The organism is Lactobacillus kimbladii, assembly GCF_014323605.1.
Classification (GTDB): domain Bacteria; phylum Bacillota; class Bacilli; order Lactobacillales; family Lactobacillaceae; genus Lactobacillus; species Lactobacillus kimbladii_B.
The window spans coordinates 169,003-183,615 of record NZ_SCMB01000003.1; the positions used below are offsets into that span (position 1 = coordinate 169,003).

At 34.3% G+C, this 14,613-nt stretch carries 14 protein-coding genes; 8 read left to right on the forward strand and 6 right to left on the reverse strand.

What is annotated here, in order from left to right:
* Positions 1-15 precede the first annotated feature (15 nt).
* The 3 genes from ERK18_RS05980 to ERK18_RS05990 are packed head-to-tail and all read left to right on the forward strand — an operon-like array spanning position 16 to position 1,927.
* Positions 16-381 (forward strand): GntR family transcriptional regulator, encoded by a 366-nt coding sequence (locus ERK18_RS05980; protein ID WP_046332134.1) that lies wholly within the window; start codon positions 16-18, stop codon positions 379-381.
* Positions 381-1,088, forward strand: coding sequence for an ABC transporter ATP-binding protein (locus tag ERK18_RS05985; RefSeq protein WP_187154698.1), 708 nt, complete (start codon positions 381-383; stop codon positions 1,086-1,088). Before ERK18_RS05980 ends, ERK18_RS05985 begins: the two co-directional genes overlap by 1 nt.
* Positions 1,088-1,927, forward strand: a complete 840-nt coding sequence (locus ERK18_RS05990) for a hypothetical protein (protein ID WP_187154699.1) — start codon at positions 1,088-1,090, stop codon at positions 1,925-1,927. Before ERK18_RS05985 ends, ERK18_RS05990 begins: the two co-directional genes overlap by 1 nt.
* A 261-nt stretch (positions 1,928-2,188) precedes the next feature.
* On the opposite strand, the gene ERK18_RS05995 is transcribed toward ERK18_RS05990, so the two are convergent.
* Positions 2,189-2,380, reverse strand: a complete 192-nt coding sequence (locus ERK18_RS05995) for an LBP_cg2779 family protein (RefSeq protein ID WP_034979071.1) — start codon at positions 2,378-2,380, stop codon at positions 2,189-2,191.
* 56 nt (positions 2,381-2,436) lie between these two features.
* Complete coding sequence (lepB, locus tag ERK18_RS06000; RefSeq protein WP_034979074.1) at positions 2,437-3,015, reverse strand: signal peptidase I; 579 nt, start codon at positions 3,013-3,015, stop codon at positions 2,437-2,439.
* 85 nt (positions 3,016-3,100) lie between these two features.
* On the opposite strand from lepB, the gene ERK18_RS06005 reads away from it, so the two are divergent.
* From ERK18_RS06005 to ERK18_RS06020, 4 genes are read left to right on the forward strand one after another with little or no spacing between them, the layout of a single operon-like run.
* The gene (locus ERK18_RS06005; RefSeq protein WP_187154700.1) at positions 3,101-3,853 is read left to right on the forward strand and encodes an SAM-dependent methyltransferase; all 753 of its coding nucleotides are present in this window, start codon (positions 3,101-3,103) and stop codon (positions 3,851-3,853) included.
* Entirely contained in the window at positions 3,843-4,817 is a 975-nt protein-coding gene (locus tag ERK18_RS06010) for a hypothetical protein (RefSeq protein WP_045928096.1), read from the forward strand. The genes ERK18_RS06005 and ERK18_RS06010 overlap by 11 nt, the downstream gene beginning before the upstream one ends.
* On the forward strand, positions 4,801-6,183 hold the full coding sequence (locus tag ERK18_RS06015; protein WP_187154701.1) for an RsmF rRNA methyltransferase first C-terminal domain-containing protein: 1,383 nt from the start codon (positions 4,801-4,803) through the stop codon (positions 6,181-6,183). The genes ERK18_RS06010 and ERK18_RS06015 overlap by 17 nt, the downstream gene beginning before the upstream one ends.
* A 14-nt stretch (positions 6,184-6,197) precedes the next feature.
* Positions 6,198-6,983 carry an HAD family hydrolase gene (locus tag ERK18_RS06020; RefSeq protein ID WP_187154702.1) on the forward strand — a complete coding sequence of 262 codons (786 nt, stop codon included), beginning with the start codon at positions 6,198-6,200 and terminating at the stop codon, positions 6,981-6,983.
* A 60-nt stretch (positions 6,984-7,043) separates the two neighbouring features.
* On the opposite strand, the gene fni is transcribed toward ERK18_RS06020, so the two are convergent.
* The 4 genes from fni to mvk are packed head-to-tail and all read right to left on the reverse strand — an operon-like array spanning position 7,044 to position 11,062.
* Positions 7,044-8,060, reverse strand: coding sequence for a type 2 isopentenyl-diphosphate Delta-isomerase (gene fni / locus ERK18_RS06025; protein ID WP_187154703.1), 1,017 nt, complete (start codon positions 8,058-8,060; stop codon positions 7,044-7,046).
* A gap of 9 nt (positions 8,061-8,069) precedes the next feature.
* Positions 8,070-9,152: a phosphomevalonate kinase gene (locus ERK18_RS06030; protein WP_187154704.1), complete on the reverse strand. Its 1,083-nt coding sequence runs from the start codon at positions 9,150-9,152 to the stop codon at positions 8,070-8,072.
* Positions 9,153-9,188: 36 nt separating this feature from the next.
* The gene (gene mvaD, locus ERK18_RS06035; RefSeq protein WP_122052403.1) at positions 9,189-10,148 is read right to left on the reverse strand and encodes a diphosphomevalonate decarboxylase; all 960 of its coding nucleotides are present in this window, start codon (positions 10,146-10,148) and stop codon (positions 9,189-9,191) included.
* Between the two features lie 5 nt (positions 10,149-10,153).
* On the reverse strand, positions 10,154-11,062 hold the full coding sequence (gene mvk / locus ERK18_RS06040; RefSeq protein ID WP_187154705.1) for a mevalonate kinase: 909 nt from the start codon (positions 11,060-11,062) through the stop codon (positions 10,154-10,156).
* A 75-nt stretch (positions 11,063-11,137) separates the two neighbouring features.
* Here mvk and ERK18_RS06045 point away from each other — a divergent pair, with 75 nt between their 5' ends.
* Positions 11,138-14,611, forward strand: a complete 3,474-nt coding sequence (locus tag ERK18_RS06045) for a PD-(D/E)XK nuclease family protein (protein WP_187154706.1) — start codon at positions 11,138-11,140, stop codon at positions 14,609-14,611.
* Positions 14,612-14,613 lie beyond the last annotated feature (2 nt).

The window sequence follows — 14,613 nt, forward strand, 5'->3', positions numbered from 1 at the left end:
AAGGATGGTGGACTTGTGGAATTTAAAGATAACATTCCCATTTACTTACAAATTAAGCAATACCTATATCGACAAATAATTACCGGCAAATTGAAGCCAGGTAAAAAAATCCCTTCTGTACGTGAACTAGCAGTGCAACTCACTGTAAACGTCAATACGGTACAACGTGCCTTACAACAAATGAACTTTGAAGGAATTTTGTATACCAAGAGGGGAGAAGGGAATTTTGTCACTGAAGATACTACTTTACTTGAAAAAACGAAAAGGGAATTAATTGACGCTGAACTAGACAAATTTGTTCAGAGCATGAACTCTTTAGGGGTTTCTGATGAACAAATTCTCAAATCTTTAACTGAATATCTTAAAGAGGAGCGTAAATAATGGGCAATCCCTTAGAAATAACTGATTTGGTTTATAAAAAAAATCAAAAACGAATTATTAACAATTTAAACTTAACGCTCAAACCAGGGAAAATCGTTGCTCTTCTTGGCGAAAATGGTGCGGGCAAAACTACTTTAATGCGAATAATTAGTGGCGTAGCTAAAAACTATCGTGGAATAGTAAAAGTTTCCGGCTTTACTAAAGAAGCTGAAAGAAAAGAACATCTATCTTTTACAGATAGTTTAACTGGCTTTGCTAATTCAACAAGAATTAGTGATATTGTTAAGTTTTATCAGATCTTATACCATGATTTTAATCTGAAGCAATTTGAGGAATTAAGAGAATTTATGAAGTTAAGTTCTAATCTTCGTTTGTCAGAGATGTCAAAAGGTATGAAGGAGAAGTTAGTTATTGCTTTAACTTTTTCCAGAAAAACAGATTTATATCTTTTAGATGAACCCTTTTCCGGCATTGATGCTATGGCACGTAAAAAAATCATTAAATCGATAATTTTATGGAAGCAAGAAAAATCCACTATTTTGGTTTCAGATCATTTCGTAAATGAAATCGCTGCGGTTTTGGATGAAGTTATTATTATTAAAAATAAGACTGTTTGTATGCAAAAGTCGACTGAAGCAATTAGGGCTGATAATCAAAGTGTGGAGGAATTTTATGAGAGTTTTTATCAAAGAGAAGAGGATGAATAATGGCAATTTTTAATCGCTATTTTACGGTGCTTTTCAGATTGAAAACCAAATGGATCTCACTATTGTTAATTATTCAAACAGTTGCCTCTTTTGCGATGGCATTTTTTAATTTTAGTAACGGTCATGTAGACATTAATAGAACTATTTTTTCTAATTTCTTTACCTTATGGCTGACAATTTTTGTGGTATCAGCATGGCTTTTTACTGGCATATTTTATTTAACCACCTGTTTTCAAAATGAACATGTCAGTGGCAATCAAACTTGGCGCTTAGTACCAATTGACGATAAAAAGCTGTATTTCGATAATATTTTAAGTTCGTTTGGTGCATTGCTTTTCTTTGTGATACTCGAAGTAATTTGCACATTAATTTTAGGCGTTGTTACTTTTACTTTTGATATTCATTTTCATACTGTCATAATCGAAATGTTTACTGATATTGGAAGGCATTTGCAACAAGTTGACCTGGAAATTATGTTTAACTTCTTTGGTGCAATTATGATGACTATTCTTAGCGCATTTTTTGGTTACTTCATTATTAGCTTTTTAAATTATTCCAGCCGTGCTCTTTTGGATTTCCTTCCTCAAACTCTCAGCAAAACTTATTTTCGGATAATTGCAGTTTTTGTGATTGTTTTAGTTGCTTGGCTTGCAATCAAAGCCAGTAACATTGGCTTACAAATAATTTCATTTCCATTTAGATTTATGATGGGAAAAACCACAGGAACAAATGATGATTTGGCTTTAGCTCTAATTTTAATGCTTGTAATCAATTTACTTTTTTGGTTTTTGGATACAATTCTTTTCAGTAAATTTTTTGAAGCAAGAGAAGGAAAATAAATTAAAATATACATATTAAAAGACTCATGATACAAACAGCAAAAATGCCAACGCAAATAAAAGACAAAAGGCAATGAAAGTCAAAAAATCAATTTTCTCAGCTTTAAGATTTTTGCTTTTTTTGGAAATGATAAGAGCTATTAAACTGATCGAAGGCAAGATAATTCCTATAATTATTCCTAAACTAACATTTTCTAAAATCACTGAAAATAAAAGCCCACAAAAATAATCTCTTGCGGGTTTTGATATTTAGCTAATATTTTAATGATTTGCAGCAAGGTAATCGTACAACTGATTAATTTCTTCAGGAGTGAATTCACCATCGCCAGTTTTCATTGAGTGAATTTTTTCAACTGATAAGTGACTTGCAAAGGCCAAATCAGTATCAGTAACATGATGTTTTACTTGAAAATCGATAATTGCATCGGATAATTCTTCTAACTGCTGATTCATAATAAATTCTCCTTTACAATTTATTTTAGCGGAAAAATATTAAAATTCAAAGGAAATTAAAAACCCTGAATTTTATTAAATGGCCAATATCTGAATTTGACTTTACCAATTAAATTTTGTCGTTTTACAGGACCAAAAATATGTGAATCCTTAGAAATATCACGGTGATCGCCCATTACCCAATAATAGCCTTTTGGAACCTTATATGTGAAATTTGTTGTATACGTCTGCCCTTGAGCATTATTATCCTTTTTGAAATGATTTTCAAGATATGGCTCAGGTAAAAGCTTCCCGTTAACATACATTTTATCATTTTTTGAAACAAGCTTGTCACCAGGAAGACCAATTATTCGCTTGATGTAGTATGCTCCTGGGACATCATTTGCTGCCTTAGGAGCCAGCAAAACAACAACATCATTACGTTTAGGAGTAAAATTACGCACAGCAATCAAACGATCATTATCTTCAAAAGTCGGTTGCATAGACGGTCCAGAAACTCTATCATTAGAAAGTACAAAATGGAATAAAACATAGAACACACCTAAAATAACTGCCATCATTATGACAACATCAAGAATAAATTTACCTAAGCTTTCTTCCTCTTCGTCTTGCTTTTTTGTTACTTTTTTCGCCATAAAATTTTTCTCCTTTATTAAGTTACCTTTTATTATAACTGAAATCCTTCAGTTTGAATGTTAAAATCATTATAGGTATTTGATAATGACAAATTTTTTAAGTAAAATTAACCAGTTAGATCAAGAGCTTAATATTGACCCCATACATCATCAAGTAAAGGAAATTAACGATATTGTTTCTGTTGTGAGCCAAAAGCAAATTTTAAGGAAAGCTCCAGAGAAACTGGGCTTTTTGCCAGATAAATCTGAAGAAATATGTGCTGGTCTTTCGCAAACTGATATTAAACACTTTAGAACTATTAACCAGTTAATCGACAATTTGAGACAATTTCTGGCTATAAATTTTGGCGTTTGGTCGCTACCTAATTTACAGACAGCTAGAGCAATTAAAGACTGTTTAAACATTAAATCCGGACTGGAAATTATGGCAGGTAATGCTTATTGGAGCAAGGCTTTATCTGATGTAGGCGTAAAAATGATAGTCACAGATAACTTAGATTGGTCAAAAACTTCAAACACTGGTTCCAAGTCATTTATGCCAGTCGCAAATTTTGATGCTGCTCAGGCCGTTGAGATATTTTACAATGTTGATCTAATAATATGCTCTTGGGCTCCCAATTTTGGCAGTAGCGATACAAAAGTTGTTTCAACCTGGCAAAAGCTGAATACAACAAGCCATCTGCTCTTTATAGGCGAAAAAAACGGAGCGACCAATTCTGAGGCTTTTTGGCAAAAAGGATTAGTACATAATTCAAAAGAATTAAAACAAATTAATCAAACTTTTCCTAGTTTTGATTTTATTAATGAACATATTTTTGAGATAGCACATGAAATTTAAAAAAATCATTTTAATTATTATTATATTTTTATCTTTTTTAGGTATAGGCAGTATGTTGTCAAATGTTCAGTCTCGTGAAGCGAACCAACTGCTTGAGGCATATGGTTTAAGCAACAATACCCGCTATATTGAAGTAAAAAACAATCAAGAAGTTAGAACTTTCTTGACCTATTTGAAAAAAAGATATCCTCATAATAAAATTCAAGTTCATATGACATCCAAAGCCAAGAAAAATCAAACTCTCGTATGGTCAAATCATAATGTGCTAAAACTACCGACTGAATCAGGAAGGTACTTCACAAAAGATGACTTTAAAGGTCAAGTTTCTTTTGCTGTACTTGGTTTAAACGCAAAAGTTCCGACTTTAAAGGCGCAAGGAAATGAGTATGTTTACATAAACAAAAAATATTATACGGTTATAGGAACTTTAAAGCATTATCGTCAAATGAAGCAAAACGGCTATTATTTGACTGCTAGTCCGAAACAACCAACTGGCAAATTTAAACTGCGTGATTATCAGATCATAATAGACAGTTCAAATAAAGTAATTCAACAAATCGCTAAGCATTATGGAGTAAAAGCAAAAACACCAGTTTTTGTCAAAAATCATCAAATACATCAGTTTTCAATTATTCGTGAAATTTTATTTATCTTAATTTTTTTGTTAATTGCTTCAGCAAGTAATATAATTTTGGCATTTATGGATTGGAAAACAGTTCAGCAGACAAATTTGAAGGGCAGTCTACTACACAATTGGTTAATCAATCATGGGATTAGAATTTTGCTTGTAGAACTTGTAGTTACTTTTGGTGCATATTTCTTTTTGATCTCGCGAAAATTCGTTTCCAAGCCACAACACTTAATTTGGCTTTTAATGACAAGTTGGGTAATAATTTCTATTTTTTACGCCTTAAGCATTCTGCACTTATTACGAAAGGAAAAAAATAATGCCAAAACTGCCTGAAGATTTCATCAAAAAATATACAAAGCTATTAGGTAAGAGTAAAGCTGACCATCTTTTTAAAGCAATAAATGAAAATTCTAAAAATGCTTATCGAATCAATTCATTAAAAGAAAATCAAACCCTTTCTTATGATCATAATGAAAAAATTCCGCTAATACCAAATGCCTATTATGGCAAAATAAGTGGAAAAGATCCTGAATGGGTGAGTGGGACAGTGTATTCACAAGAACCTGCTGCAATGTTTCCTGCTTTTTTTCTTGAAGCCCAGCCTGGGGAAAAGATTTTAGACTTATGTGCTGCCCCTGGTGGGAAAAGCACTGCGGTTGGCGTACAACTAAAAGGCCAAGGATTCTTGCTTGCAAATGAAATTTCGCTTAGTCGAGCAAAAATACTACGCGAAAATCTAGAACGTTGGGGAATAACAAATGCACTAGTCACAAGTGAAAAACCAGAAAAATTAACAAAATATTTTTCACAGTATTTTGATAAAATATTGGTTGATGCTCCATGCAGTGGTGAAGGTATGTTTCGCAAAGACCCTAAAGCTATTGAATATTGGTCACAGGATTACGTGCTTTTTTGTCAGCAACGGCAAAAAGAAATTCTGTCTTTTGCAGTTCAAATGCTTAAACCAGGTGGAGAACTAATTTATTCAACTTGTACTTTTGCTCCAGAAGAAAATGAACAAATAGTTTCTTGGCTAACTAAAACTTTTGGTTTTACAATATTGCCACTAAAAATAGATGAACAATATATTGACCAAGGTCATCCAGAATGGTCAGATAATAATATTGAGTTGGCTAAAACTGCACGATTTTGGCCTACTGCCAATATTGGAGAGGGACAGTATGTAGCAAAGTTAAGGTTAGAAGGAAAAAAGAATGCCCAATCTTCTGGTTCGACAGGTAAGAAGTCAGATCATAAGAAGCAACTTAAAAGTGCTTTAACCAAATCTGATATGCATTTGATTTCAAGCGTGCTAGATAGATTTAATTTACCATCTGCAATTGAGAACTGGCAGTTTAAATGTCAAGTTCATAATAATCACGTTTTTATTCCCGCACTAAGCACTAATTCTGCTTCCCATCTTAAAATTTTATCCAATGGTATTGAGTTGGGTATTCTAAAGAAAAAACGCTTTGAACCTGGACATCAGCTGGCTATGGTCTTAGCAGCACAAGAGCAAAATAGGGTAATTGACTTAAGTAGCAGTAATTATTTCAAATATTTGCATGGAGAAGCTATTAGAACTGATTCAGATGAAACTGGATTTATTCTTGTCAGCTTTAAACATTTTATTTTAGGCTTTGGCAAAGTAAGCAATCATATTATTAAAAACTATTATCCCAAAGGATTACGAATTTAGAGAAAGAAAAAAGAATGATTAAATTAATCGCTACTGATATGGACGGAACTTGGCTAACTGACCAAAAAACTTATGATCGAGAGTTATTTTTGCAAGAATTCCAAATAATGCAAAAAAGAGGAATAAAATTTGTAGTTGCAAGTGGAAACCAATTTGAAAATTTATACTCCCGATTTCCCCAAGTAGCTAATCAGCTTTATTACATTGCTGATAATGGGGCACTCGTAGCTCAAGGCAGGCAAGTAATTCATGTTGAGTGCCTTTCTGAAGAAGACTGGCTCACGATTTTACAAATCATCCAAGAATATGATGAAAAAGTAACGGTTTCTGGTCTTGCAAGTGCATATATTTTAAAAAGTGATGGTCCTGAATATGCAATGGACTTAAAAAAATATTATGAAAAACTGACAGTTGTTGAGAATTTTAATCATCTGGATGATCAAGTTTTTAAGGTCACTTTTGACGTTCCAGAAAATAGAATGGTTAAACTTTTAGAAGAACTTAAGCGGAAATATCCGCAAATTGGTTTTGTTTCCGGTTCAGCGACATCAATAGATATGTCGACAAAAGGCATGAATAAAGCACGAGGTTTGCAATATTTGGGCAGCAAATACAAGATTAGTCCAAAGGAAATGGTATCTTTTGGCGATAGTGGTAACGATGTGGGAATGTTAAAATATGCAGGCAGTAGTTATGCTACTGGAACAGCTCTTCCGAGTGCCAAAAAAGCTGCCAACCACATCATAGGTTCCAGTAATGATAGCGCTGTTCAAAAGGAAATATGGCGTTTATTAAATTAAATTATTGTCAAAATAAAAATGAGTACCAAAATCCGACAAATTTATGGTACTCATTTTTATTTATAATAACTGATCGATAATAGTTTTTAGTGAAAAGTCATAATATTTATCAATCTTGGTTAGACCAGAGAGATCGTTTTGACCGTAAATTGCAAGAAGACTAGCAAGTTCATTTTGCCACTCTTCAATAAGGTTTTGCAGGTAATCTGCATCATGCTTAATTAATGCCTGTAAAAACACATTAGAAATTCCGACAAATTTTCCACCTAAGCAAAGCCCCTTAAAAACATCTAACGGGTTGCGTACACCACCGGAAACAGTAAATTCAACTTGCTCTTTGGCTGCCATTAAACTCGAAATAACGGTAGGTAAGCCAATATTATTTAAATAAGAAACATTATTAGTATTACGGGCATTTTCTATCTGAGCAAAATTGGTTCCGCCACTTCCTGCGACGTCATAAAATCCAAAGCCTTCATTTTTTAATGAACGAATTGTGTCTCTGTCTAGTCCAAAACCGACTTCTTTTATAATAATTGGAACTGTTACTTTCTGACGCAGCTCTTTTAAGTTATCAAGCCAATAAAAATCTCGATCTCCCTCTGGCATAGCTATTTCCTGTACCACATTTAGGTGTATTTGCAATGCATCAGCTTTTAGCTCTGTCACAATCTTTTCAGCTTGTTCGGCTGAAGTCTTTGCATTAACATTTGCTATTAAAGCGCCATCAGGATCTTGTTGTCTTGCAATCAAAAAGCTATCTAGTAAATCAGGTTCTTTAGTTAAAATACTGGCAGAACCTAATGCTAATGCAATATTTGTTTTTTCGGCTATTCGACCTAATTCTTTATTAATCAGATAAGATCTGTGAGATCCACCAGTCATAGCATTAATGAAAAAGGGGGCCGCAATCTTTTTACCAAAGATTGTAGTTTGTATGGTTCGGAGATCAACTTTAGTTTCTGGTAATGCAGGGCGTACTAAGTGCATTTTATCAAAACTATTTGGTTTTTCATTTTGATAAAATTTTTGTGCCAAATCCAAATGCTCTTCTTTACGATTAGATCTAATTGACATAATTTTCCCCTAATCAACAACCCGAATTTGGTGTACACGAAAGTCCAAAGGCATTATACCGTTTTGCCGCCATTTATCTTCAAGAAAAGCAGTATCTGTATTCCTGTCTGCAATTACTATGCCACAATCTCCGTTGCCAGCACCTGAAGTTTTAGCTGCACCACCAAATGATTCTGCAATGTTAATTAGTTTAGAAAGACGCGGTATCTCAATAGCAATTTGATTTATTTGCGCAAAATGCTGCAGAAGCTTACGGTTAACGCGAATTTGTTTTTTGATTAACTGAATATCATTATGCTCAAATCCGGCAATCATTTTGAGAACACATTTACGCGAAAGCCTGATAAATTCCTGGTATTGACCATTTAAAGCGGCTTTATTGGCATTAGTTTCATCAACTAGTCTTGAGGTGGATGCAGGTTTTTGACTCCAACCAATCATTAATTTAAGACCAGCAGGAGGGGTCAAAAGCTGAATTTTCAATCCAGGCCAAGCCTCATTCAGTACTTCAGATAAAGATTTGTGTGCTAATTCATCAGCAAGCCATTGCTTATCAAAAGTTTGAAAAGCAATCCAGCCACCATAAACACTGGCAGCAATATCACCCGCTGAGCCATTACCTTGCACAGAATAATGCGAAATAGCTGACAGTTTATAAACTAATTCGTTACTGAAAGACACATTATAAAAACGCAGTATTGCTTTAACTGTGGCTACAGTCACAGCAGCACTTGAACCTAAACCATACTTTTTGCCATCAGAAGAATCTAGATCAGAATTAACATATAAATCATATACTTTCATCTTGACTTTTTGCTCTAAACAAAAACGTTCCGTGTAAGAAATGGCGGCCAAAATATATTCAAAAGGATTATCACGGTTGTCGATTACCATTTTGGCTCCCCGTCTGACCCAATGAATCGAACTTTGAGAATATTGTTTAGAATGGATTAATCCAGTTCCTGATTTTGACTTAATAATTGAAACACGGATAAACTGGTTAACTGCGACTAAGATAGCGGGACAATCCTGTTCCAGTACCGCGTATTCACCAGCAATGTATAATTTTCCGGGTGCTTGTTCTGTTATCAAAAGAATTAAATCTCCTAATCAATTAATTTATATTAATTAGTTCAGACATGAAATACCTGGACCAAAACTTGCATTTATTATGTTAACATTATGAAATTCGGATACAAACCTATTAGTAATATCTTTTACATTTTTTAATTGACTTAAGATTTTTATATTAGGTCCGGCATCTATTGTGAAGTAACATTCTATACCCTGGCTACGCAAATCAGCTATAAGTTTGATTGCTTTAATAGTTGCGGGTTCAAAATATGTGAAACCAGGTTGAGCAGTTAAATTGACTGCATGCATCTCACAAGCATTCAATTCTGCCAAACTGCCAATAGTTGAAAAATCATTTGCTTTAATTGCTGCAGTCATTTGTTCCAATTCTATTTGGTTACGCGCAATCCAAGGCATAAAAAAGGGCGATGTTTGGGCCTGTTTCATCCCTTGAGTGGAAGACAAATCTTTTTGCTGGTTATTCAGCTCAACCACAAGCAATCGCAAATCTATGTCAGGCCTTTCATCTAAAGCATAGGCATAAGATGATTCATCATCGTTTCCTTTTTGCCAAATGGCGAAACCACCGTAAATTGACCTGCTGGCTGATCCTGAACCTAAACGAGCCAAACGGGAAAGTTCAACAGAGGACAAATTAAAACCATAATGTAGGCAAAAAGCTCCTGCTAAAGCCGCAAATGCTGAACTAGAAGAAGCTAATCCTGCAGCTGTTGGAACATGATTATATGATTCAACTTTTAATTTGCCGGTCACAGCAAATTTTTTTTGCAGTAATTTTAAAAAAGAAAAAACACGGCTGCTGCTTTGTCCATTTTGTTTGACACCATTTAACCAAAATTGATTTTCTAAACTATCTGAAATCTTGGTGTCAGTATAAAATTTATCAAGTGTCATTGACAAGCTAGACATCAAAGGTAAACGTAAACCTGAATCTGCTTTGCCCCAATATTTGATCAACGCAATATTTGTATGGGCACGAACTGTTTTTTCCATAAAAATTATATTTCCTCAATCCAACTATTCGTAGCTATTTTTTGACATTTATCTGCTATTTTGACAGCATCTTCATGATTTTGACACAAGGCAATTACAATTCCACCGAGTCCGCTACCAGATAATTTAAAACCTAATGCACCATTTGCAAGAGCAATTTTTTGCAAATGATCAATTTTTGCGGTTGAAAGGCTAAATGAATGGAGTATCTCTTGTGCCCGATTAAAATATGAACCTACCTTTTCAGCGTCTTTTTTTAACCATGCTGATTTAGTTTCATCAGCCAGTTTGCCTAATTCCATGATATTTTCTTTTACAACGGGAACATTTACTATCAAATCCTGAACTTGACTAACTGCTTTTTTAGTACTTCCTAATTCACCAGTATCCATTATAAGCAAAGTTGCGTCTAGTTTAGCTTTTAGCGACTTCGGGCCATCTTTTTGATTAAAAAAAACCAGATAATCTGAATTAACAGTTGCAGCATCAAGACCTGATGCTTTACCGTGATTAATCATTTCAGCATGGTTAGTAATTTCCATTATTTCTTTTTCAGTTAATTTAAGTTTGAAGTAAGCATTCATTGCTCTAGTTGTAGCAAGAGCAACTGTTGCGCTTGAACCTAAACCACGTTCTATTGGAATCTCTCCTGTATAAGTTATTTTCAGAGTTTCTTTACTGGCAGCTTTTGTCAGCATAGTTTTAACAACATATTTTAATCCGTCATATTCAGCTGGAGACATAAAAAAAGGCCCCTGATAATGAGCCGTATCCATCCACATTTGCTCTGCCGGTTCAACAGTCGTTTTAATATGCAATGATTTGATTGGCAATGCTAACGCATCATAGCCATAAACTACTGAATGTTCACCGATAAGAATAACTTTTCCGTGTGCTAAAAAACTTGATTTCATTTTATTTAAGATCCTTATTGTTTGTAAAAAGATTTGGTTCCTATGCTAAAATAATGACAAAGGAGAAGAGAACAAATGATCAAAATTCTAGTCGGTCGGCAAACCGATCCCATGCAGGAAAAAATTTTACAGGAAGCAGTACAAAATTATCAGCACTTTCCTGATCATAAAACCTTTGTCATTGTTCCCAACCACATTAAGTTTACCACAGAAGTCAGAGCAATAAATAGCTTGGCTACCAGGCAAAACCATATCGAGCAATCTGTCAAAAACCTGCAAGTTTTATCATTTTCACGTTTGGCCTGGTTTTTCTTAAAAGATGCAAAAAAGGGCTTGCCAACTGAACTTGATAATGCAGCTGCAGCAATGCTTCTTGCAAAAATTGTTGATCAAAAGAAAGATCAGCTGCACCTTTTTCAGACTACTAACTTGAATCCGGGTTTAATAAAGCAATTATATGATACAATTCTGCAAATCCGCGAAGGCAATTTGAATCTTGATGATATCGATCAAGATGCTCTTGAGCTTGAAACCAAAAATAAGATCTCTGATCTTAAAATTATTTATTCAGCATTCATTGAAGCCATCACAGGTAAATTTTCTACCTCAAACGAGATACAGCTGCAGTTAAATGAATATTTAGCTACACAAAAAAATTTAGATCAAGCAGACTTTTACTTTAGCGATTTTTCTCATTTTTCTCTTCAGGAATGTCTAACCGTCAAATTATTGATGACCAAAGCCCATAGCGTCACATTGGCTTTTAAAACGCAACTGGGTGAGATTAATCCAAAAGCTGAACCAGGAGATTACGATTATGTCATTCAAACTACTATCAATAAACTATTACAATATATTAAATCTCATAATTTGCCACATCAAATATTAACTACAAACATTAATCCCAGACCAACTAAAAGAGAGTTGCTCAATGAATTTTGGACTGGAGACGTAAGCAACATTGGTGATCTTAATCAAGTCCAACTCGTGCGTGCAGATAACAGATATGCAGAGGCATATTACGTAGCTCACACCATTTACCAGCAGGTTGCATTAAGACACTACCGCTACCGCGATTTTTTAGTTCTGGCACCGAATCTGCATGAATACGAGACATATTTAACCCCAATTTTAAGACAGAATCAAATTCCTTTCTTTAATGATTTACAACAAGAAATGAAGTACCATCCTTTAGTGGTCTTAATTGAAAACATCGCTCAGTTATTGTCGAGGCCTTTTCAGACCCAAAATTTGCTGGCCATAATGAAAACCCGTTTAATAATACCCGACTGGTATCAAGACGAAACTGCTTATGTATATGATGTTGACCAATTGGAAAATTTTGTTCTCGCTCATGGCATAAACCATAATTTATGGCAGAGAAACTTTGCGGATTATATGGCAGCCGAAGTCATAGGATTAGACAAAATTCCCGAAGAAGTAAATAAAATAGAAAAATTAAAAGAATATTTTATCAAACAAATTACGCAGCTTTTTAACAGTTTAAAAGAAGAAAAGGATAGCCAAAAAGCTATTACAATATTTTTTAATTTTTTAACTATCAATGGAGTCAATGAAGTATTAGAAAAATGGCGTGCTGATGCCCAAGCAGATGGTGCTTTACAAGAAGCCCGGCAGTCAGAACAAGTTTGGGATCTTTTAATTAATCTGCTACATGATTATTTGTTAATTAACCCTGATAATTTTGATCCAGCAGGCTTTTTTGCAGTACTGATTAACGGTTTTAAGGAAGCTACTTTTTCTCAGATCCCAGCCACTTTGGATGCTGTAAATTTATCCGAAATGGGTATTGTTCAAGTCAGTGGCTACAAGCAGGTTTTTATTATGGGGGCAACGGTTAACGGCTTACCACAAATACAGAATACTCCCGGCTTTTTAAGTACAGAAAATCTTGCTGAATTAAAAAAAGATTTTGGCGAAGACTCTTATATTGAAGATAGGCAGCAGCTAAGTAACTGGGATCAAAACTACCAATTTGGTAATTGTTTGGCTTTAGCACAGGACAAAGTTTATTTGTCGTATTGTTTAGCGACTGATGAGGGTAGTACAGTACAGCCTTCAATTTATTATGAAAGGTTTAAAACTGCGGGTGCACCAGAATTTTCGCAACACAATTTACCTGAAGAACTTAGTCAGTTATTATCTTTTATAACCAATCCACAGGCAAGTTTAGGATATCTAAGCTATCTTAATCGGGCGGAAAATAATATTGATGTTAAAGAATTGTTAAAGCTAACGGCTGAACTTTTACCGCAAAAAACAGCTAAAGTTATAGCTGGAAGCAATTTTATAAACGAACCACAAAATATCGGTCCTGACCTGGCACAAAAATTATACGGTTCAAACCTCAATTCTTCTGTTTCTCAGCTGGAAACTTTTTATGAAAATTCATATGAATATTTTCTGACATATGGGTTACACCTTCATAAAAGATTTGAAAATGAATTGGATGCTATACAAGCTGGCAATTATTTCCACGAAACTTTTGATCGCTTAGTTAAGGAGCTAAACGAACGCTCACTCGATTTAAAAGAAATTGATGACGAAACACTTAATCAATTACTTACAATTGCACGTACAAAAATGAAAAATGAGGCCAGATATCAGCAATTATTAAATGACCCATTTAATGAGTTTTTATTTAAGTGTCTTGATAAAACTACCAGTAAAGTAGCAAGTAACTGGCATCATGCAGTTGCAAAAACTCCATTGCGTGCTAAATATTCAGAGTTAAGTTTTGGAAAGGGTGAACAGGTGCAAGGACTTAACTTTAAAGTGCCTGGTATAGAAGGTAATCATTACGTTAATTTAAGGGGAAAAATAGATCGGGTTGATTTAGCTCATGTTCCTGATCAAAACGGATTTATTGCTCAAGTAATCGATTATAAGTCCTCCGCTAAAAAATTTGATCTAGGGTTATTTTACCAGGGTATTTCTTTACAAATGGTTTCATATCTAGATGTGTTGATGCAAAACCACAAATTCTTTGCTGGTTCTGACCCACTCTCACTTTTAGGTGCTTTTTACCAAACGGTTACCAGACAAACTGAAAGGCTAAATAGCAATAAGTTGTATGACAGTAATTTGCAGATCAGAGATGCCAACTTAGACGGTCAAATTAAACTTAAATATACTGGTTTAATTAATGATGACCAGCTATTAATGCTCGCGGCTGAGCCTGACTTAAATAAACCACGCAGTACTTCTTCCATTTATGCCGGAGTCAGTTCTACAAAAGATGGAACTTTAAAGTTTGGTGGCAGTTATTTCAATAGTGATGAACTTGAATTATTGCTGAAATATGACGAAGAGCTTATTAAAGATGCCTCCAGTCAAATTTTAGCAGGAAAAATAAAGCTGAATCCCTATAAATATGGGAATGGAAATAATGCATTAACTTATTCAGACTTTCGTGATATTTTCTTTTTTGACGCCATGTTGAGAGAAAATAAATATCATCAAGTAGGGAGCCTGAAAAGGGATGAACTACTGGAAAAGATTAAAAAACGGCTAAAGGAAGGAAATTAAAA